This window comes from Streptomyces sp. NPDC028314 (genome assembly GCF_055565795.1).
The window spans coordinates 276999-296605 of the sequence record NZ_JBVHTP010000010.1; the positions used below are offsets into that span (position 1 = coordinate 276999).

Genomic DNA, 19607 nt, shown 5'->3' on the forward strand with positions numbered 1-19607 from the left:
CCTGTGAGAATCAGCGCCATGGAAAGCAGCAGCCCCGGTACCGGTACCGGCAGCGGCCGACGGCAGGCCACCCGGCAGAAGCTCTACGAAGCGGCCGTCACCCTCATCGCGGAGCAGGGCTTCTCCGCGACCACGGTCGACGAGATCGCCGAGCGGGCGGGCGTGGCCAAGGGCACGGTCTACTACAACTTCGCGAGCAAGAACGACCTCTTCGAGGAACTGCTGCGGCACGGGGTGGGGCTGCTGACCGCCTCGCTGCGGACGGCGGCCGAGCAGACCGAGGCGCGCGGCGGCACGCGGGTCGAAGCGCTCGACGAGATGATCCGCGCGGGTCTGGTCTTCATCGACCGGTACCCGGCCTTCACCCAGCTGTACGTCGCCGAGCTGTGGCGGACCAACCGGACGTGGCAGTCCACGCTGATGGTGGTCCGCCGGGAGGCGGTGGCGGTGGTGGAGACCGTGCTGCGCGAGGGCGTGGAGCGGGGCGAGCTCAGCTCCGAGATCGACGTGCCGCTGACGGCGGCGGCGATGGTGGGGATGGTGCTGGTGGCCGCGCTGGACTGGCAGTCCTTCCAGAGCGAGCGGTCGCTGGACGACGTGCACTCGGCGCTGTCGCTGCTGCTGCGGGGCCGGGTCAGCGGGAGCCGGTGACCCCCGGTCGGCGGTGCCGCCGGGGGCCGGTCGCGGCGTAGAACTGAGTATCCGTACCTAGGCCTCCGGTTGAGTACGAATACGGATGGGCTCCCACCTGCGAAGACAGCAGAATGGGGGTGACGGACAGGGGCGCTCGGCCCGCACCGCGGACACGGGGCCGCGGAGCGGGCCGGGCCCTCGTCCCTCGCCGGGAGCAGTTGGGGGGCCCGGTGGTGCAGGAACGCCGGTGCGGCGAGGCTCGGGGGGAACGAGCCTCGCCGCACCGGCGTTTTCACGTGCGGCCCGCCGCCGGACCGCGGGCCTGCTCTCAGCCCCGTCCGCGCAGCGGTACGCGGATCCGGCCGGACAGTGCCGTGACGCGCCCGGCAGCCGACGACCAGCGCGCCGACGCCGCCCAGCCCAGCCGGGCCACGGAGCGCGGCAGCAGCAGCGCCCGTACTCGGGTGCCCCGCGAGGAGGCCGCCAGGAGCGCGGAGCGGGCCAGCAGCACATCGGCGGCCAGGCCCTCGTACGAGGAGTCCGCGTCCGGCGGGGCGTACAGCGCCCGCTCGACCGCGCCCGCGACCCGGTGGACGGCCTCCGCCGCCGCACCCTCCAGCCGGCTCAGGACGACCACGCGCCCCGCGGCCCGCCTCGGCGACAGGGCCTCGTCCGGCGGGATGTTCACGTCCCAGGCCGCGTCGCCCAGCTCGCGCCAGGCGAGCAGCACGTCACCCGCCGCCAGCCGCCGCGCCCGGACCCGCCTGCGCCACAGCAGCGGCAGCAGCGGCAGAGCCAGCACGGCGACGCCCGCGGCCGACCAGCCCAGTACCGACAGCAGCGTGGCTCCGCCGCCGCCCGCGCCCGTGCCCTGCGACAGCGCCGGACCCCCGCACTCGCCGAGCCTCCTCAGCTCCGGCGGGCAGTCCTGCGCCTGGGAGGGCGCCGCGGAAGGCTGCGTCGCCGCCTGCGAGGGCAGCGGGGCGGGTGCGGACGGCTGGGCCGTCGGGGTCGCGGCCCGGCTGTAGTCCGGCACCGAGATGCCCGACCGGGGCGTCGGCTCGAAGCGGGTCCAGCCCACGCCCTCGAAGTACAGCTCCGGCCAGGCGTGCGCGTCCCGCATGGACACGTTCACGCTGCCGTCGGCCTGCCTGGTGCCGGGGGTGAAACCGACCGCCACCCGCGCCGGGATCCCCAGGGAGCGGGCCATCGCCGCCATCGAGAAGGAGAAGTGGATGCAGAAGCCCTCCTTGTCGTTCAGGAACCGGGCGATGGCCTGCGAACCCGTACCCGAGTTCACGGTGGTGTCGTAGCGGAATCCGCCGCTCACCGCGAAGAAGTCCTGGAGCTTCACGGCGCGCGTGTAGTCGTCCTTGGCGCCCTGCGTGACCCGCCGGGCCGTCTCGGCGACGACCGGCGGCAGGTTGTCCGGCAGCTTCGTGTACTCGGCCTGGACCCAGGGGTCCGGCCCCGGGGCGGTCTGCAGCTGCGAGGCCGTCGGCTGGAGCAGCAGGCTCCGCACCGTGTACTGGGCGCCCTGGACGTTCTGGAACTTGTCCTTGGCCAGCTGGTCCCCGACCAGGGTCCGGCCGGCCGGCTCGAAGCGCCACTTTCCGCCGATGTCCACCTGGGTCGCCGGGTACGGCATCGGCAGGTAGCGCTGCGCGTACGTCTGGGCCGCCGAGACGGTGGTGCGCACCTCGGCCGCGGTCCGCCGGACCTGGTCGCCGAGCCCCTGCGGGGTCGGCATCCGCTCCGGTACATCGGTCAGGGGGCGCCCGGAGGCCTCCCACTTGACCCCGTTGAAATCGTCGAGCGCCAGGATCCGCAGGTACTGCTCCGACTGCTGGGGGCTGTCGGTCCGGTACCGCAGCACCACCCGGTTGTCCTGCGCGTTCAGGCTGCCCTGGAGCGAGACCAGCGGGTTCACCGCCGAGATCGTCCCGCCGCCCGAGCCGCTCCCGGCGCCGCCGTCGTCGCCCGCTCCGAGCATCCCGCCGCCGAGCGAGGGCAGCACCGCCGGAACGGCCAGCGCCAGCCCCAGCGCGACCACGCCGATCCGCCGGCCGGTGCGTACGGGTGCCACGGCCTGGGCGCCGCCCTTGCCGCCGCCGTACCCCGAGGCCGCCGAGACGGGCCCGTTCGGGGCGGCGCCGAAGACCCGGCCCCACTGCGCGAGCCGGTCGCGGCCCTCGGTGAGCAGCAGCATCAGGTAGCCGCAGCCCGCCAGCAGGAAGGCGAACCAGGCGCCGCCCTGGCCGGCCGAGAGCCCGGCGGCCACCGAGAACAGCGCCAGCAGCGGCAGCCCGGCCGCGGCGGCCGTCCGCATCGTGACGGCCAGGGTGTCGACCAGGAGGCCGATTAGCAGCACCCCGGACAGCAGCAGCAGGCGGATGCCGTCCGTCAGCGGGGCGGGTATGGCGAACTCGCCGACGTCCCGTACGCCCTGCCCGAACAGCGATCCGAAGTCCGTGACCAGGAAGCCGGTCAGCCCGCCGGCGGGGGACTCCGCCTTCCCCGCGAAGAGGAAGACCAGCAGCACCAGCGACACCAGCAGCTGTGCGGCCACCGTCAGCGACCGCGCCAGCGGAATCCGCCGCGCCCCGGCCCCCGCGGCGCTCTGCACGGCGAGCAGCACCGCCGCCTGCACCAGCCAGCCGGAGGACTCCACCAGCGGCGCCAGCGACCACGACGTGAGCAGGGTCGCCAGCATCGAGAAGAGCGTCAGTCTCGCGCGCCCGCTCATGACCAGCCTCCGGCGGCACCCGCGGCGAGCGGAGCCGTCCCGGCCTGCCGCCACAGTTCGCCGAAGGGGACCCCGGGCGGGGCGGCCAGGGCCGTCCAGCCCGCGTCGCGCAGCCGGCGCAGCCGCTCCTCGGCCCGTGAGGGCGCTCCGTTCCAGGCCGCGGAATCCAGTACGAACGCCACCGCACCTCCGCTGCGCTGCCGCATCCGGGCCGCCATTTCCGTCTGTACCTCGTCCAGGTCGCCGAAGAAGGCGATGAGGAGCCCGTCGGAGCCGGCTCCGCCGAAGCCCCCGCCCCCACCGGCCCCCCGGACCGCGTCGTAGGCCTTCGCGAGGCCGGTGCCGTCGGAGTGGCCGACGACCGCGAGGGTGTCCATCATCAGTCCGGCCGCCTCGGCGGAATCGTGCCCGCCGGAGGAGAAGCCGCCGCCCTCGCCGGGCACCGAGGTCCCGGTGTCGGTCAGCAGCCGCACCGAGAAGCCCTGCTCCAGGAGGTGCACCAGCGTGGACGCGGCCCCCGACACGGCCCACTCGAAGGCGGAATCGGGTCCCGCGCCCTCGTACGCGTCCTGCCGGGTGTCCAGCAGCACGGTCGCCTTGGTGCGCTGGGGCTGCTCCTCGCGGCGCACCATCAGCTCGCCGTAGCGGGCGGTGGAGCGCCAGTGCACCCGGCGCAGGTCGTCGCCGCGCCGGTAGCCGCGCGGGATCACGTCGTCGTCCCCGGCCAGGGCCAGGGAGCGGCGGCTTCCGTCGCCGTGGCCGTTGGCCTCGCCGGTCAGCCGGACCGGGGGCAGGGCCTCGGTGCGCGGGATGACCGTGAGGGTGTCGTACGTGCTGAAGGAACGGGTCAGCTCGACCATCCCGAAGGGGTCCGTCAGCCGCAGCTGGAGCGGGCCCAGCGGGTAGCGGCCGCGCAGGTCGGAGCGGACCCGGTAGGACACCTCGCGGCGCCCGCCGGGCTCGACCCGGTCCAGCACGAAGCGGGGCCGGGGGCCCAGCACGTACGGGACGCGGTCCTGGAGCATCAGCAGCCCGGTCGGCACCCGGGAGGTGTTGTCCATGCGCAGCTGCACCCGGGCCTCACCGCCGGCGGGCACCCGGCCCGGGGTCAGCCGGCGGCTGCCGGAGACCCGGTAGCGGGTGCGGTGCAGGGCGAGGACGCAGATCAGCGGCAGCGCGGCGAGCAGCAGCCCGACCCGGAGCAGTTCGCTCTGGCCGAGTACGTAGGCGCACACGGCGGCGGCGGCCCCGGCCGCGAGGAAGGAGCGGCCGCGGGTGGTCAGCCCGGACAGCGAGGCGCGCAGACCGCCGCCGTCCTGGCTCGGGCCACCGGCGCCGCGCGGGGCACCGGCGCTCATCAGAAGCCCCGGATGCCCGCGCCGGGCGGCATCTCGCCGCGGGCGTGCGCGGCGGGGACGGGGGTGCGCTGCAGGATCTCGTTCACGACCTGCTCGGCGGTCCGCCGGTTCAGCTGGGCCTGCGCGGTCGGCAGCAGCCGGTGCGCGAGGACGGGCGCGGCCAGGGCCTGGACGTCGTCGGGCAGGACGTACTCCCGGCCCGAGAGCGCGGCGGAGGCCTTCACGGCGCGCAGCAGGTGCAGGGTGGCGCGGGGCGAGGCGCCCAGGCGCAGGTCCGGGTGGCTGCGGGTGGCGGAGACCAGGTCGACCACGTAGCGGCGTACGGGCTCCGCGACGTACACCTCCCGGACGGCCTCTATGAGCTTGACGATGTCGTGCGCGTGCGCGACGGCCTGCAGGTCGTCCAGCGGGGAGAGCCCGCCGTGCACGTCGAGCATCTGGAGCTCGGCCTCGGCGCTGGGGTAGCCGACCGAGACGCGGGCCATGAAGCGGTCGCGCTGGGCCTCGGGGAGGGGATAGGTGCCCTCCATCTCCACCGGGTTCTGGGTGGCGACCACCATGAAGGGGCTGGGCAGCGTGTAGGTCGTGCCGTCGATGGTGACCTGGCGCTCCTCCATCGACTCCAGCAGCGCTGACTGGGTCTTGGGCGAGGCGCGGTTGATCTCGTCGCCGATGACGATCTGGGCGAAGATCGCGCCCGGCTTGAACTCGAACTCGCGGCGCTGCTGGTCGTAGATGCTGACGCCGGTGATGTCGGAGGGCAGCAGGTCCGGCGTGAACTGGATGCGCTGCACCGAGCAGTCGATCGACTTGGCGAGGGTCTTGGCCAGCATCGTCTTGCCCACGCCCGGGACGTCCTCGATGAGCAGGTGCCCCTCGGCGAGCAGCACCGTCAGCGCGAGGCGCACGACCTCGGGCTTGCCCTCGATCACGCTCTCGACCGAGCGGCGGACCCGCTCCGCAGTGCTGGTCAGATCCGCGAGGCTCGCTCGGTCGTCATACGTGGTCACCTGGTTCTCCTCGGCCTTTCTCCGGGCCGACGCCCTTGGCGTATGAACCGGCCCACCCCGACACCTCTGAATTGCAAGAGTGTGGACGCCGCCCGGAGGTTTCCGGGTGGCGTCACCCCGCATTCTTGACGGCGTTACGGCCTTGTGTCACTCAACAGGCGGGATCGATCTCCCGCAGGAGCCCGGTGTGCACGTCGAAGACGAAGCCTCGCACATCGTCGCGGAAAGGCAGGAACGGGTTCGTCCGGACCCGCTGCATGGACTGGCGGACGTCCTGGTCCACGTCCCGGAAGGCCTCGACGGCCCAGGCGGGGCGCTGGCCGACCTCGTCCTCCAGCTCGTGCCGGAAGTCCTCGGTCAGGCTCTCCAGGCCGCAGCCGGTGTGGTGGATGAGTATCACCGCACGGGTGCCCAGCGCCCGCTGGCTGATGGTGAGCGAGCGGATGGTGTCGTCGGTGACCACACCGCCCGCGTTGCGGATGGTGTGGCAGTCGCCGAGCTCCAGGCCGAGGGCGGCGTGCAGGTCGAGGCGGGCGTCCATACAGGCCACCACGGCGACGTGGAGGACCGGGCGGGCGTCCATGCCGGGATCGGTGAACGCCGCGGCGTAGCGACGGTTCGCCTCGACCAGCCGGTCCGTGACGGAACCGCCGCTGGATGCCTGGGCTGCGGGTTCTACGGGCAGGGATGCGGAAGTCGTCATGGGTACGACGTTAATGGTCACGGCTTGGAGAGGCATGGAGTGAGGATGGACAAAGAACGTCAACCGGCCTTGTTGTGAGCTAACCCACAAGGGTGGGGCGGAGGCGGCTGTTCGGGTGATTCGCGGCATTTGCGGGTTCCGTGCGAGCGGGGCGCACGGCGCGCGGGGCGGTTCGTTGACCGCGGCGACCGTTGCACTAAAGTGACGCGAACCGGCCGGAGCCCGGCCCTCACCGGCCGCCCGGCCCCCTGGTAAAACTCCGCGTGCGCGGCGCGGCGTACGCCTGCCGCGCCGTTATCTGAGAGGGCGCTTTGACTAGCGAGTCCCGACATGTCCCGGTGATGCTCCAGCGGTGCCTGGACCTGTTGGCCCCGGCGCTGGAGAGGCCGGGGGCCGTCGTCGTCGACTGCACCCTCGGCCTCGGCGGCCACAGCGAGGCCCTGCTGACCCGGTTCCCCGAGGTGCACCTCATCGGCCTCGACCGCGACAAGGAGGCCCTGCGGCTCTCCGGGGAGCGGCTCGCGCCCTTCGGCGACCGGGCCACCCTCGTCCACGCGATCTACGCCGACCTGGCCGAGGTACTGGACGGCCTGCGCATCCCGGCCGTCCAGGGCATCCTCTTCGACCTGGGCGTCTCCTCGATGCAGCTGGACGAGGCCGACCGCGGGTTCGCGTACGCCCAGGACGCCCCGCTGGACATGCGCATGGACCAGACGACCGGCATCAGCGCGGCCGAGGTCCTCAACACCTACGCCCCGGGCGAGCTGGTCCGCATCCTGCGCCAGTACGGCGAGGAGAAGCAGGCCAAACGGATCGTGTCGGCGATCGTGCGCGAGCGGGACAAGGAACCCTTCACCAACAGCGCCCGGCTGGTCGAACTCATCCGCGACTCGCTGCCCCAGGCGGCGAAGCGCACCGGCGGCAATCCGGCCAAGCGGACCTTCCAGGCACTGCGCATCGAGGTCAACGGCGAGCTGTCCGGCCTGGAGCGGGCCATCCCGGCCGCCGTGGACCGGATCGCGGTCGGCGGGCGGATCGCGGTGCTCTCGTACCACTCGCTGGAGGACCGCCTCGTGAAGCAGGTCTTCGCGGCGGGCGCGGCCTCGACGGCGCCGCCCGGACTGCCGGTGGTGCCGGAGAAGTACCAGCCGAAGCTCAAGCTGCTGACGCGCGGCGCGGAGCTCCCGACGGAGGAGGAGATCGCCGAGAACCGGCGGGCCGCCCCCGCCCGGTTCCGCGGGGTCGAACGGATCCGCGAGGCGCGGCTGTGACCAAGCGCGGGGGACGGCTGCGGACCGGCATCGGCGCCGGCGCAGCGGGCGGGGCCGGACAGGCGGCCCGGATGCCGTTCGTGCTGCTGGTCGTCGCCCTGCTGGGCGGCGGCCTGATCAGCCTGCTGCTGCTGAACTCCGCGCTGAACCAGGGCTCCTTCCAGCTGACCAAGCTGAAGAAGGAGACCACCGTCCTCACGGACGAGGAACAGGCCCTGCAGCGGGACGTGGACGGCTACTCGGCGCCGGACGCCCTCCAGCGGCGGGCCCACGAGCTGGGCCTGGTGCCGGGCGGCAGCCCCGTCTTCATCGGCCCGGACGGGAAGGTCGCGGGCACGGCGGCGGAGGCGGAGGCCCCGCCCCCGCCGGCCGCTCCGCCGGCAGCGCAGCCCCCGGCGGCCCAGCCCCCGGCGTCCGGCGCGCCCTCCGGAGCCCCGGCCGGTGCCCCCTCCGCCGCGGCGAGCGGCCCGGCCGCACCGAACCCGCCGGCCGCGAGCGGAACCCCCCAGCCCAGCCAGACCCCTGGAAGGTGACGTCGTGACGCGGACCCCCGCGGGGCTCCTCCCCACCCCGCCCGCTCCCCGCTCCCCGGGCCCCGCCCGCACCCGCGCGTCGAGTTCCCCCGGCCACCTCCGGGAGGTGCCCCCGGCGGCAGCCGTGCCGGAGGTGGGCGCGTGAGCCCGCAGGAGCCCCGGCGGCGGGTGCCGGGGCCCGGACGGTCGAGGCCCGCGGGCGGCGACCGGGCCAGGGCCACCGCCCGGCCGGCGTCCCGGCCCCTCACCCGTCGGCCCGCCCCGGCCCGCAAGCCCCACACCATCCGGCTGGGCAGCCCCCGGCCCCGGCTGCGGCTGGTCAGCGTCGGGCTCACCCTCGTGATGCTGGCGTTCGTCGTACGGCTGCTCCAGGTGCAGGCCGTCGACGCCTCCGCCTACTCCGCCAAGGCCTCCGAGAACCGCTTCGCCAGCTACACCCTGGCCGCCGAACGCGGGGAGATCACCGACCGCAGGGGCGTGGCCCTGGCGACGAGCGTGGACGCGTACGACATCACGGCCGACCCCAAGATGTTCACCCCGCAGGAGAGCAAGGCCCCCGACGCCCCCGAGCAGGCCGCGGCGCTCCTCGCCCCCATCCTCGGCAAGGACGCCAAGGAGATCACCGAACGCCTCAGGACCAAGAACACCCGCTACGTCATCCTCGCCCGCCGGCAGACCCCCCAGGTCTGGAACCAGATCAAGGACCTCAAGAAGGTCTTCGCGGACAAGGCGGCCGCCGACAAGAAGAACAACGGCCCCGGCGCCAACGTCATCGCGGGCGTGTTCAAGGAGGACAGCAGCAAGCGGGTGTACCCGAACGGCGACCTCGCCGCCGGGATACTGGGTTACGTCAACGCCGAGGGCAAGGGCGGCGGCGGCCTGGAGTCCTCCCTGGACAAGAAGCTGGCCGGCAAGGACGGCCAGCTCACCTACGCCCAGTCCGGCGGCCGGCGCGTCCCCACCGCCGGATCCAGCGAGAAGCCCGCCGTACCCGGCGAGAACATCGAGCTGACCATCGACCGCGACATCCAGTGGGCCGCGCAGAGCGCCATCACCGAGCAGGTGGAGAAGTCCGGCGCCGACCGCGGCTACGTCATCGTCCAGGACACCCGCACCGGCGAGGTGCTGGCCATGGCCAACGCCCCCGGCTTCGACCCCAACGACCTCTCCAAGGCCAGGTCCGCCGCCATGGGCAACGCCGCACTCCAGGACGTGTACGAGCCCGGCTCCACCGCGAAGGTGATGTCGATGGCCGCCGTCCTGGAGGAGAAGAAGGCCACCCCCGAGACGCACGTCGAGGTCCCCAACCGCCTGCACCGCGGCGACCGGCTCTTCAAGGACGACATCGACCACCCGACCTGGTACCTGACCCTCAACGGGGTCCTCGCCAAGTCCTCCAACATCGGCACCATCCTGGCCACCGGACAGCTGGGCGCCACCCAGCCCGAGGCCAACAAGGTCCTGTACTCGTACCTGGACAGGTTCGGCATCGGCCGGCCCACCGGCCTGAACTACCCCGGCGAGTCCCAGGGCATCCTCGCCAAGCCCGAGGCCTGGTCCACCTCCCAGCAGTACACGATCCCCTTCGGCCAGGGCCTGTCCCTCAACGCCATGCAGGCGGCCTCCGTGTACTCGACCATCGCCAACGGCGGGATCCGGATCGAGCCGACCCTGGTCCGCGGCAGCAAGGGCCCCGACGGCCGCTTCACCCCGGCCCCCGCGCCCGGCCAGACCCGCGTCGTCAGCGCCGAGACCGCCAAGACCCTCGCGGCGATGCTCGAATCCGTGGTCGACGACCAGGAGGGCACCGGCACCAAGGCGCGCATCCCCGGCTACCGGGTCGGCGGCAAGACCGGCACCTCCAACCGGGTGGATCCGGCCACCGGCCGCTACAAGGGCTACACCGCCTCCTTCGCCGGCTTCGCCCCCGCCGACAACCCCCGCATCACCGTCTACTGCGCGATCCAGAACCCCACCAAGGGCAGCTACTTCGGTGGCCAGATCTGCGGCCCCATCTACAAGAAGGTCATGGAGTTCGCCCTCAAGACCCTTCAGGTCGCCCCCACCGGCACCGCCCCCGCCGGGCTGCCGGTCACCTTCGACTCGGGCCCGCAGCCCGCACCGCCCGCACCGCAGCCGAGCACCCAGCCCGGCGCGCAGCCCGGCCAGTGAACCCGCCGCCCAGCCAGAAATGCGTGAGGCACCATCAGTGACAACGATCACCCCGAAACCCGGGAACCAGTCGGCCACCGGCCCCGCTGCCGGTACCTCGCTTCGCAACGGGCCCGCCGCGCCCGGTACGCTCACCGCCGTGTCCCACGCTGATCAGCCCAGAACCACCCAGAAAGACGCCCCGGCAGTGCCGCCGGGAGCGCCCCGGCCCGTGGCCGCCCGCCCGACCCCTCTGGGCGAGCTGGCCACCCTGCTGGGTGTCCGAGCATCAGGCGCCGCCCCCGACGCGGAAAGCACGCAGATCACCGGCATCACGCACGACTCCCGTGCCGTGCGCCCCGGCGATCTGTACGCGGCCCTGCCCGGCGCCAAGCTGCACGGCGCGGACTTCGCCGCCCAGGCGGCCGCCCTCGGCGCCGCGGCCGTGCTGACCGACCCCGCGGGCGCCGACCGCGCCGCCGCGACCGGTCTGCCGGTGCTCGCCGCCCCGGACCCGCGCGGCCGGATGGGCGAGCTCGCCGCCACGATCTACGGCCGGCCCGGCGAAGGCCTGCTCCAGCTCGGCATCACCGGCACCTCCGGCAAGACCACCACGGCGTACCTCGTCGAAGGCGGCCTGCGCGGCGCGGGCCGCCGCACCGGACTGGTCGGCACCGTCGAGATGCGCATCGGCGACGAACGCATCAAGTCCGAGCGCACCACCCCCGAGGCCACCGACCTCCAGGCCCTCTTCGCCGTCATGCGCGAACGCGGGGTCGAGGCCGTGGCCATGGAGGTCTCCAGCCACGCCCTGGTGCTGGGCCGGGTCGACGGCTGCGTCTTCGACGTGGCCGTCTTCAACAACCTGAGTCCGGAACACATGGAGTTCCACTCCGACATGGAGGACTACTTCCAGGCCAAGGCGCAGCTCTTCACCGAGCGCCGCGCCCGCCTCGGCGTGGTCAACACCGACGACGAGTACGGCCGCCGCCTGGCCAAGGAGGCGACGATCCCGGTCGTCACCTTCTCCGCCACAGGCGACCCGGCCGCCGACTGGCGCGCCGAGGACGTGGTGCTGGGCGCCGCCGACTCCACGCTGACCCTGGTCGGCCCGGACGGACAGCGCGTACGGGCCACCGCCCCGCTGCCCGGCCCGTTCAACGTCGCCAACACCGTCGCCGCGATCGTCACCCTCGCCGCCGCCGGCATCGACCCGCAGACCGCCGCCGACGGCGTCGCCGCGGTCCCCGGAGTCCCCGGCCGGCTGGAGCGGGTGGACGCGGGACAGCCGTTTCTCGCCGTCGTCGACTACGCGCACAAGACCGACGCCGTCGAATCGGTGCTGCGGGCCCTGCGCGAGGTCACCGAGGGCAAGCTGCACATCGTCCTGGGCTGTGGCGGTGACCGCGACACCACCAAGCGGGCCCCGATGGGAGCCGCGGCCGCCCGGTACGCCGACGTCGCCGTGCTGACCTCCGACAACCCGCGCTCCGAGGACCCCCTCGCGATCCTCGCCGCCATGTTCGAAGGGGCCGTGTCCGTACCGCCCGCCGAGCGGGGCACCGTCCTCGTCGACGCCGACCGGGCGGCCGCCATCGCCGCCGCCGTCGCGCGCGCCCGGCCCGGCGACACGGTGCTGGTGGCGGGCAAGGGGCACGAGCAGGGCCAGGACACCGCGGGTGTCGTACGCCCCTTCGACGACCGCGAGGTGCTCCGCGCGGCCATCGAGGCCCGGGCGGCGCACACCGCGGCCACGCACATCGAACCCACGCAGGCCGAGGTGGACCAGTGATCGCCCTTTCCCTCGCCGAGATCGCCGACATCACCGGCGGGCGGCCCCACGACATACCGGATCCGTCGGTGCGGATCAGCGGGCCCGTCGTCATCGACTCCCGCCAGGTGGAGGCCGGCAGCCTGTTCGCCGCCTTCGAGGGCGAGCACGTCGACGGCCACGACTACGCGCAGCGCGCGGTCCTGGCCGGCGCGGCAGCCGTCCTCGCCGCCCGGCCCGTCGGCGTACCCGCGATCGTCGTCCCCGACGTGGAGAAGGCGCTCGGCGCCCTCGCCCGGGCCGTCGTGGAACGCCTCGGCACCGACGTGGTGGCCCTGACCGGCTCGGCCGGCAAGACCTCCACCAAGGACCTGATCGCCCAGGTGCTCCAGCAGCACGCACCCACCGTGTGGACACCGGGCTCCCTCAACAACGAGATCGGCCTGCCGCTCACCGCCCTGAAGGCCACCGCGGAAACCCGGCACCTGGTACTGGAGATGGGCGCCCGCGGGATCGGCCACATCGCGTACCTCACCGGCCTGACGCCGCCGCGCATCGGCCTCGTGCTCAACGTCGGCACCGCCCACATCGGGGAGTTCGGCGGCCGGGAGCAGATCGCCCAGGCCAAGGGCGAGCTGGTCGAGGCCCTGCCGGCCGAGGCCGAGGGCGGCGTCGCCGTCCTGAACGCGGACGACCCGCTGGTGCGCGCCATGTCCGCCCGCACGAAGGCCCGTACGGTCTTCTTCGGCGAGGCCGAGGACGCCGAGGTACGGGCCACCGAAGTGCGTATGACACCCGACGGGCGGCCCGCCTTCACACTCCACACACCCACCGGGTGCAGTGATGTGACCTTGCGGCTGTACGGTGAGCACCACGTGTCGAACGCGCTCGCCGCGGCCGCCGTCGCCCATGTACTGGGCATGTCCGCATCGGAGATCGCCACCGCGCTCTCCGGAGCGGGCACGTTGTCCCGGTGGCGGATGGAGGTCACCGAGCGAGCGGACGGCGTGACGATCGTCAACGACGCCTACAACGCGAACCCCGAGTCCATGCGGGCCGCTCTGCGCGCGCTTGTCGCGATGGGCGGCCCCGCGAGGGCCGGCGGGGGACGTACGTGGGCGGTGCTCGGCCCCATGGCCGAGCTCGGTGACGCATCGCTGGCCGAGCACGATGCGGTGGGACGGCTCGCCGTCCGGCTCAACGTGAGCAAGCTCGTCGCAGTCGGGGGCAGGGAAGCGTCCTGGCTGCAACTGGGCGCATATAACGAGGGTTCGTGGGGTGAGGAGTCGGTGCTCGTGTCCGACGCGCAGGCGGCGGTCGACCTGTTGCGCAGTGAACTGCGCCCGGGTGACGTCGTGCTGGTGAAGGCTTCCAGGTCGATCGGCCTGGAGCGGGTCGCGCTTGCGTTGCTGGAGCGCGAGGGCGAGGTCGCCGACCGATGAGGCAGATTCTGTTCGCCGGCGTCATCGGCCTGTTCCTCACGCTCATCGGCACCCCGCTGCTGATCAAGCTGCTGGCCCGCAAGGGCTACGGCCAGTTCATCCGGGACGACGGCCCCCGCGGCCACGCCGGGAAGAAGGGCACGCCCACCATGGGCGGCATCTCCTTCATCCTGGCCACGCTCATCGCGTACGCCCTCACCAAGGTCATCACCGGCGAGGAGCCGAGCCTCTCGGGTCTGCTCGTGCTCTTCCTGATGGCGGGCATGGGTCTGGTCGGATACCTGGACGACTACATCAAGATCGTCAAGCGGCGCTCGCTCGGTCTGCGCGCCAAGGCGAAGATGTCCGGCCAGCTGATCGTCGGCATCGCGTTCGCGGTGCTCGCGCTCCAGTTCAAGGACTCGAAGGGGCTGACCCCGGCCTCCACCAAGCTGTCGTTCGTCACGGACTTCGGCTGGTCGATCGGCCCCGTGTTGTTCGTGGTCTGGGCGCTGTTCATGATCCTGGCGATGTCCAACGGCGTGAACCTGACCGACGGTCTGGACGGCCTGGCCACCGGCGCCGCCGTGATGGTCTTCGGCGCCTACACCTTCATCGGCGTCTGGCAGTACCAGGAGTCCTGCGCCAACGCGCAGACCCTGACCAACCCGGGCGCCTGCTTCGAGGTGCGCGACCCGCTGGACCTCGCGGTCGTCGCCTCCGCCCTGATGGGTGCCTGCTTCGGCTTCCTGTGGTGGAACACCTCGCCGGCCAAGATCTTCATGGGTGACACCGGTTCGCTCGCCCTCGGCGGCGCGCTCGCCGGCCTCGCGATCTGCTCCCGCACGGAGTTCCTGATCGCCCTCCTCGGCGGCCTCTTCGTCCTCATCACGATGTCGGTCGTCATCCAGGTCGGTTCCTTCAAGATGACCGGCAAGCGCGTCTTCCGGATGGCGCCGCTCCAGCACCACTTCGAACTCAAGGGGTGGTCCGAGGTCCTTGTGGTGGTCCGCTTCTGGATCATCCAGGGCATGTGCGTGATCGTGGGCCTCGGTCTCTTCTACGCGGGATGGGCAGCCGAAAAGTGACCCCCTGGCAGGGAATGAACATCACCGTCGCCGGTCTCGGCGTGAGCGGCATCAGTGCCGCCCGCGCCCTGGCCGGCCTCGGCGCATCGGTGACCGTCGTGGACGGCGGCGACACCGAGGGCCACCGGGCCCGGGCGGCGGAGCTGGAGGCCGCGGGGATCGCCGTACGCCTCTCCGACGCCGAAACCCTCCCCGAGGGCACGGACCTGGTCGTCACCTCGCCGGGCTGGATGCCGCAGAGCCCGCTCTTCGCGGCCGCCGCCGAAGCCGGGGTCGACGTCGTCGGGGACGTGGAGATCGCCTGGCAGCTGCGGGGTCCCGACGCGGCGCCGTGGCTCGCCGTCACCGGCACGAACGGCAAGACCACCACCACGCAGATGCTGGCGTCGATCCTGAAGGCCGCCGGGCTCAGGACCGTGGCCGTGGGCAACATCGGCACCCCGATCATCGACGTGGTGACCGGCGACGAGCAGTACGACGTGCTCGCCGTCGAGCTCTCCAGCTACCAGCTGCACTGGGCGCCTTCCGTACGTCCCCACTCGGCGGCCGTCCTGAACCTGGCCCCCGACCACCTCGACTGGCACGGCACCATGGAGGCGTACGCCGCCGACAAGGGCCGGATCTACGAGGGCAACACCGTCGCCTGCGTCTACAACGTCGCCGACCCGGCCACCGAGCGCCTGGTCGAGGACGCGGACGTCGAGGAGGGCTGCCGGGCCATCGGGTTCACCCTCGGCGCCCCCGGCCCCTCCATGCTCGGCGTGGTCGACGGGATCCTCGTCGACCGGGCCTTCGTCGAGAACCGGCAGAAGAACGCCCAGGAGCTGGCACAGGTCGAGGACGTCAACCCGCCCGCCCCGCACAACATCGCCAACGCGCTCGCCGCGGCGGCCCTGGCCCGCGCCTTCGGCGTCACCCCCCGCGCCGTCCGCGACGGGCTGCGCGACTTCCGGCCGGACGCCCACCGCGTCGCGCACGTGGCCGAGGTCGACGGGGTCACGTACATCGACGACTCCAAGGCCACCAACACGCACGCGGCGGAGGCCTCCCTGGCGGCCTTCGAGCCGGTCGTGTGGATCGCCGGCGGCCTCGCCAAGGGCGCGACCTTCGACGAGCTCGTGCAGAAGTCGGCCAAGCGGATGCGCGCCGTCGTGCTGATGGGCGCCGACCGCGCCCTGATCGCCGAGGCGCTGGCGCGACACGCGCCCCAGGTCCCGGTCGTGGACCTCGACCGGACCGACACTGGGGCGATGCTCGCGGCGGTCCGGGAAGCGGCCCGGCTCGCCGAGCGCGGCGACACGGTCCTGCTGGCACCTGCCTGTGCCTCGATGGACATGTTCGCGAACTACAACAAGCGTGGGGACGCATTCGCCGACGCGGTGCGCGAACTGGCCGCCGAGAGCGCCTAGGCCGATCCAGGGCAGGTGTCCTCCCCGACCGGCTGCTCGCCTCGTACGAGTGGAGGGGAAGATCACAGATGCCGGCCAAGCAAGTGCTGCCGGGGCGGCGGCCGTCCGCCGCGAAGGCCGTCAGAGCCGTCAGGGCCGTCAGGACACAGCGCCGCAGCCCGGCGACCGGATCGAAACCGCCCGGCGGGCGAGGTCCGCTCGCCGGGATCCGGCGTACGCAGCAGCAGTTGCGCAAAGCCTGGGACCGGCCGCTCACGGCGTATTACCTGATCTTCGGCAGCTCCCTGCTGATCACCGTGCTCGGCCTCGTGATGGTCTACTCGGCCTCCATGATCAAGGCGCTCCAGCTCGGCCTGGGCGACGCCTACTTCTTCAAGAAGCAGTTCCTGGCCGCCCTCATCGGCGCCGCGCTGCTGCTGGCCGCCTCCAGGATGCCCGTCAAGCTCCACCGGGCGCTGTCCTACCCCGTGCTGGCCGGAACCCTCTTCCTGATGGTCCTGGTGCAGGTCCCGGGGATAGGAGTGGCGATCAACGGAAACCAGAATTGGATTTCCCTTGGTGGTCCGTTCATGCTCCAGCCCAGTGAGTTCGGCAAGCTGGCACTGATCCTGTGGGGCGCCGACCTGCTGGCCCGCAAGGGCGACAAGGAACTGCTGAGCCAGTGGAAGCACCTTCTGGTGCCGCTGGTTCCGGTGGCGTTCCTGCTGCTCGGGCTCATCATGCTCGGCGGCGACATGGGTACCGCGATGATCCTCGGGGCGATCCTGTTCGGCCTGCTCTGGCTGGCGGGTGCGCCGACGCGGATGTTCGTGGGGGTGCTGGCCTTCGCGGGTGTGATCGTCGCACTGCTGATCAAGACGAGCCCGCACCGGATGGACCGGCTCGCCTGCCTCGGCGCGACAGAACCGGGCAAGAACGACCTTTGCTGGCAGGCCGTCCACGGAATCTATGCTCTCGCATCCGGCGGATGGTTCGGTTCCGGCCTGGGTGCCAGTGTGGAAAAATGGGGGCAACTGCCAGAAGCCCACACCGACTTCATCTTTGCCATCACCGGTGAGGAACTGGGTCTGGCGGGGACGCTGTCGGTGCTCGCCCTGTTCGCGGCTCTAGGCTATGCGGGTATCCGCGTGGCCGGACGCACGGAGGACTCCTTCGTACGGTATGCCGCGGGAGGCGTGACCACATGGATCACGGCCCAGGCCGTGATCAACATCGGTGCGGTGCTCGGTCTGCTGCCGATCGCCGGGGTCCCGCTCCCGCTGTTCTCGTACGGGGGGTCGGCCCTGCTGCCGACCATGTTCGCGGTCGGACTGCTCATCGCCTTCGCGCGTGAGGAGCCGGCGGCGCGCGCGGCGCTCGCGATGCGGCAGCCGAAGACCGGCTGGAAGCGGACCGGGCTGAGATGGAAGTCGATGAGACGGCGCGTCAAGAAGCGTCCGTCCGGAGAGCGGTGAATTTCGGTGCATGTCGTACTCGCCGGTGGGGGGACCGCCGGCCACATCGAGCCGGCGCTCGCCCTCGCGGACGCCCTGCGCAGGCAGGACCCTTCCGTGGGCATCACCGCCCTCGGCACGGAACGCGGACTCGAAACCCGCCTGGTGCCGGAGCGCGGTTACGAGCTGGGACTGATCCCCGCCGTACCGCTGCCCCGCAAGCCCACGCCCGAGCTGATCACCGTCCCAGGACGGCTGCGCGGCACCATCAAGGCCGCCGAGGAGATCCTCCTGCGGACCAAGGCCGACTGCGTCGTCGGCTTCGGCGGCTACGTGGCCCTGCCCGGCTACCTCGCGGCCAAGCGGCTCGGGGTGCCGATCATCGTCCACGAGGCCAACGCCCGGCCGGGACTGGCCAACAAGATCGGCTCCCGGTACGCGCACGCCGTCGCGGTGTCCACGCCGGACAGCAAGCTGCGCGGCGCCCGCTACGTGGGCATCCCGCTGCGGCGCTCGATCTCGACCCTGGACCGGGCCGCCGTCCGCCCGGAGGCGCGCGCCGCCTTCGGCCTGGACCCCAACCTGCCGACGCTGCTGGTCTCCGGCGGCTCGCAGGGCGCCCGCCGCCTCAACGAGGTCATCCAGCAGGTCGCGCCGACCCTCCAGCGCTCCGGGATCCAGATCCTGCACGCCGTCGGGCCGAAGAACGAACTGCCGCGTGTCGACAACATGCCCGGGATGCCGCCGTATGTGCCGGTACCGTACGTGGACCGGATGGATCTCGCGTACGCCGCCGCCGACATGATGCTGTGCCGCGCGGGTGCGATGACCGTCGCCGAACTCTCCGCCGTCGGGCTGCCGGCCGCCTACGTACCGCTGCCGATCGGCAACGGCGAACAGCGGCTCAACGCCCAGCCGGTGGTCAAGGCCGGCGGCGGCCTGCTCGTCGACGACGCGGAGCTCACTCCCGAGTGGGTGCTCAGCCAGGTCCTCCCGGTGCTCGCCGACCCGCACCGCCTCTACGAGATGTCCCGCGCCGCCGCCGAGTTCGGCCGCCGGGACGCCGACGACCTGCTCGTCGGCCTGGTCTACGAGGCGATCGCAGCACGCAGAGCCCGCTGAGGCGGGAAGGACCGACCCAGGAGGCACAGGAGTGGCCGGAGCGACGACCGCACAGCGCGGGACCCCGGGTTCCGACCGCCCCGCCCGCAAGGGCAGGGGCTCCGGCTCTCCCAAGCCCCCCTGGCGCCCGAAGTCGCCGAAGGGGACCGGCCCGCGGGACCCCGGCGTCAGAAGGCGCCGGATCATCGCGGCGGCCTCCCTCGCCGCCGCGGTGGTCCTCGCCGCGGGCGGCACCTGGGTGCTCTACGGATCCTCCTGGCTCCGCGTCGAGAAGGTCACGGCCGGCGGCACCGAAGTGCTCACTCCCGAGCAGGTGCTCGCCGCCGCGGCCGTCCCGGTCGGCGCCCCCCTGGTGGGCGTCGACACCGACGAGATCGAGGGAAGGCTGCGCACCCGGCTGCCCCGCATCGATTCGGTCGAAGCGGTGCGGGCCTGGCCGCACGGAATCAGCCTGAAGGTGAAGGAACGCAAGCCCGTCCTGCTCGTCAAAAAGGGCACGGACTTCGTCGAAGTGGACGCTTCGGGTGTGCGATTCGACACGGTTGCGAAAGCACCGGCGGGCGTTCCGGTCCTCGAACTGGCAGCGGAACGCTCACCCAGCGCCCGTCGTTTCGACGAGGAACGGCTGCTGCGCGAGGCCGTGGGCATCGCGGGAAGCCTCCCCGAGGCGATCGCCGAGCAGACCGTGCAGGTCAAGGTGGAGTCGTACGACGCAGTCGTACTGGCGCTCACCAAGGGCCGGACGGTGGTCTGGGGGAGCGGCGAACTGGGTGAGGCGAAGGGGCGGGCGCTGACCGCCCTGCTGAAAGCCGCGCCCAAGGCCGACCACTTCGACGTGAGCGTGCCCACCGCCCCGGCCGTGTCCGGGAGTTGACGTCGGGTCGAACAGCGAAGCACCCTGGTTGGCCACCGATACGGGTGATCACATAGGGTGAAAAGAAAAACGGGAGGTTCGGCG

General features: G+C 72.5%; 15 protein-coding genes. 11 read left to right on the plus strand and 4 right to left on the minus strand.

Annotated features, from left to right (window positions below; all coding sequences use genetic code 11):
- The first annotated feature begins 18 nt into the window (after positions 1-18).
- On the plus strand, positions 19-651 hold the full coding sequence (locus ACZ4TG_RS23730) for a TetR/AcrR family transcriptional regulator (protein WP_468165969.1): 633 nt from the start codon (positions 19-21) through the stop codon (positions 649-651).
- A 310-nt stretch (positions 652-961) separates the two neighbouring features.
- Here the strand turns inward: ACZ4TG_RS23730 and ACZ4TG_RS23735 are convergent, their stop codons facing one another.
- The 4 genes from ACZ4TG_RS23735 to ACZ4TG_RS23750 all read right to left on the minus strand — a co-directional run bounded on the left by ACZ4TG_RS23735 (position 962) and on the right by ACZ4TG_RS23750 (position 6486).
- Positions 962-3379 carry a transglutaminase TgpA family protein gene (locus ACZ4TG_RS23735; RefSeq protein ID WP_468165971.1) on the minus strand — a complete coding sequence of 806 codons (2418 nt, stop codon included), beginning with the start codon at positions 3377-3379 and terminating at the stop codon, positions 962-964.
- Positions 3376-4737: a DUF58 domain-containing protein gene (locus tag ACZ4TG_RS23740; RefSeq protein WP_468165973.1), complete on the minus strand. Its 1362-nt coding sequence runs from the start codon at positions 4735-4737 to the stop codon at positions 3376-3378. The genes ACZ4TG_RS23735 and ACZ4TG_RS23740 overlap by 4 nt, the downstream gene beginning before the upstream one ends.
- On the minus strand, positions 4737-5747 hold the full coding sequence (locus tag ACZ4TG_RS23745; RefSeq protein WP_468165975.1) for an AAA family ATPase: 1011 nt from the start codon (positions 5745-5747) through the stop codon (positions 4737-4739). Before ACZ4TG_RS23745 ends, ACZ4TG_RS23740 begins: the two co-directional genes overlap by 1 nt.
- Before the next feature lie 151 nt (positions 5748-5898).
- Positions 5899-6486 carry a beta-class carbonic anhydrase gene (locus tag ACZ4TG_RS23750; RefSeq protein WP_468165977.1) on the minus strand — a complete coding sequence of 196 codons (588 nt, stop codon included), beginning with the start codon at positions 6484-6486 and terminating at the stop codon, positions 5899-5901.
- 305 nt (positions 6487-6791) lie between these two features.
- On the opposite strand from ACZ4TG_RS23750, the gene rsmH reads away from it, so the two are divergent.
- The 10 genes from rsmH (at position 6792) to ACZ4TG_RS23800 (ending at position 19523) form a co-directional block, all read left to right on the plus strand.
- Positions 6792-7721, plus strand: coding sequence for a 16S rRNA (cytosine(1402)-N(4))-methyltransferase RsmH (gene rsmH, locus ACZ4TG_RS23755; RefSeq protein WP_468166183.1), 930 nt, complete (start codon positions 6792-6794; stop codon positions 7719-7721).
- Positions 7722-7792: 71 nt separating this feature from the next.
- A complete protein-coding gene (gene ftsL / locus ACZ4TG_RS23760; protein ID WP_468166185.1) occupies positions 7793-8254 on the plus strand; it encodes a cell division protein FtsL in 462 nt (153 codons plus the stop codon).
- A 141-nt stretch (positions 8255-8395) separates the two neighbouring features.
- The gene (locus ACZ4TG_RS23765) at positions 8396-10426 is read left to right on the plus strand and encodes a peptidoglycan D,D-transpeptidase FtsI family protein (protein ID WP_468165979.1); all 2031 of its coding nucleotides are present in this window, start codon (positions 8396-8398) and stop codon (positions 10424-10426) included.
- A 37-nt stretch (positions 10427-10463) separates the two neighbouring features.
- Positions 10464-12197: a UDP-N-acetylmuramoyl-L-alanyl-D-glutamate--2,6-diaminopimelate ligase gene (locus ACZ4TG_RS23770; protein ID WP_468165981.1), complete on the plus strand. Its 1734-nt coding sequence runs from the start codon at positions 10464-10466 to the stop codon at positions 12195-12197.
- Positions 12194-13618, plus strand: a complete 1425-nt coding sequence (locus tag ACZ4TG_RS23775) for a UDP-N-acetylmuramoyl-tripeptide--D-alanyl-D-alanine ligase (RefSeq protein WP_468165984.1) — start codon at positions 12194-12196, stop codon at positions 13616-13618. The genes ACZ4TG_RS23770 and ACZ4TG_RS23775 overlap by 4 nt, the downstream gene beginning before the upstream one ends.
- Positions 13615-14685 carry a phospho-N-acetylmuramoyl-pentapeptide-transferase gene (gene mraY / locus ACZ4TG_RS23780; RefSeq protein ID WP_468165986.1) on the plus strand — a complete coding sequence of 357 codons (1071 nt, stop codon included), beginning with the start codon at positions 13615-13617 and terminating at the stop codon, positions 14683-14685. The genes ACZ4TG_RS23775 and mraY overlap by 4 nt, the downstream gene beginning before the upstream one ends.
- Complete coding sequence (murD, locus tag ACZ4TG_RS23785; protein ID WP_468165988.1) at positions 14667-16094, plus strand: UDP-N-acetylmuramoyl-L-alanine--D-glutamate ligase; 1428 nt, start codon at positions 14667-14669, stop codon at positions 16092-16094. The genes mraY and murD overlap by 19 nt, the downstream gene beginning before the upstream one ends.
- 68 nt (positions 16095-16162) lie before the next feature.
- Positions 16163-17548 (plus strand): putative lipid II flippase FtsW, encoded by a 1386-nt coding sequence (gene ftsW / locus ACZ4TG_RS23790; protein WP_468165990.1) that lies wholly within the window; start codon positions 16163-16165, stop codon positions 17546-17548.
- 6 nt (positions 17549-17554) lie between these two features.
- Positions 17555-18649, plus strand: coding sequence for an undecaprenyldiphospho-muramoylpentapeptide beta-N-acetylglucosaminyltransferase (gene murG, locus ACZ4TG_RS23795; RefSeq protein WP_468165992.1), 1095 nt, complete (start codon positions 17555-17557; stop codon positions 18647-18649).
- 31 nt (positions 18650-18680) lie between these two features.
- Positions 18681-19523, plus strand: a complete 843-nt coding sequence (locus ACZ4TG_RS23800; RefSeq protein ID WP_468165995.1) for a cell division protein FtsQ/DivIB — start codon at positions 18681-18683, stop codon at positions 19521-19523.
- The last annotated feature ends 84 nt before the right edge of the window (positions 19524-19607 follow it).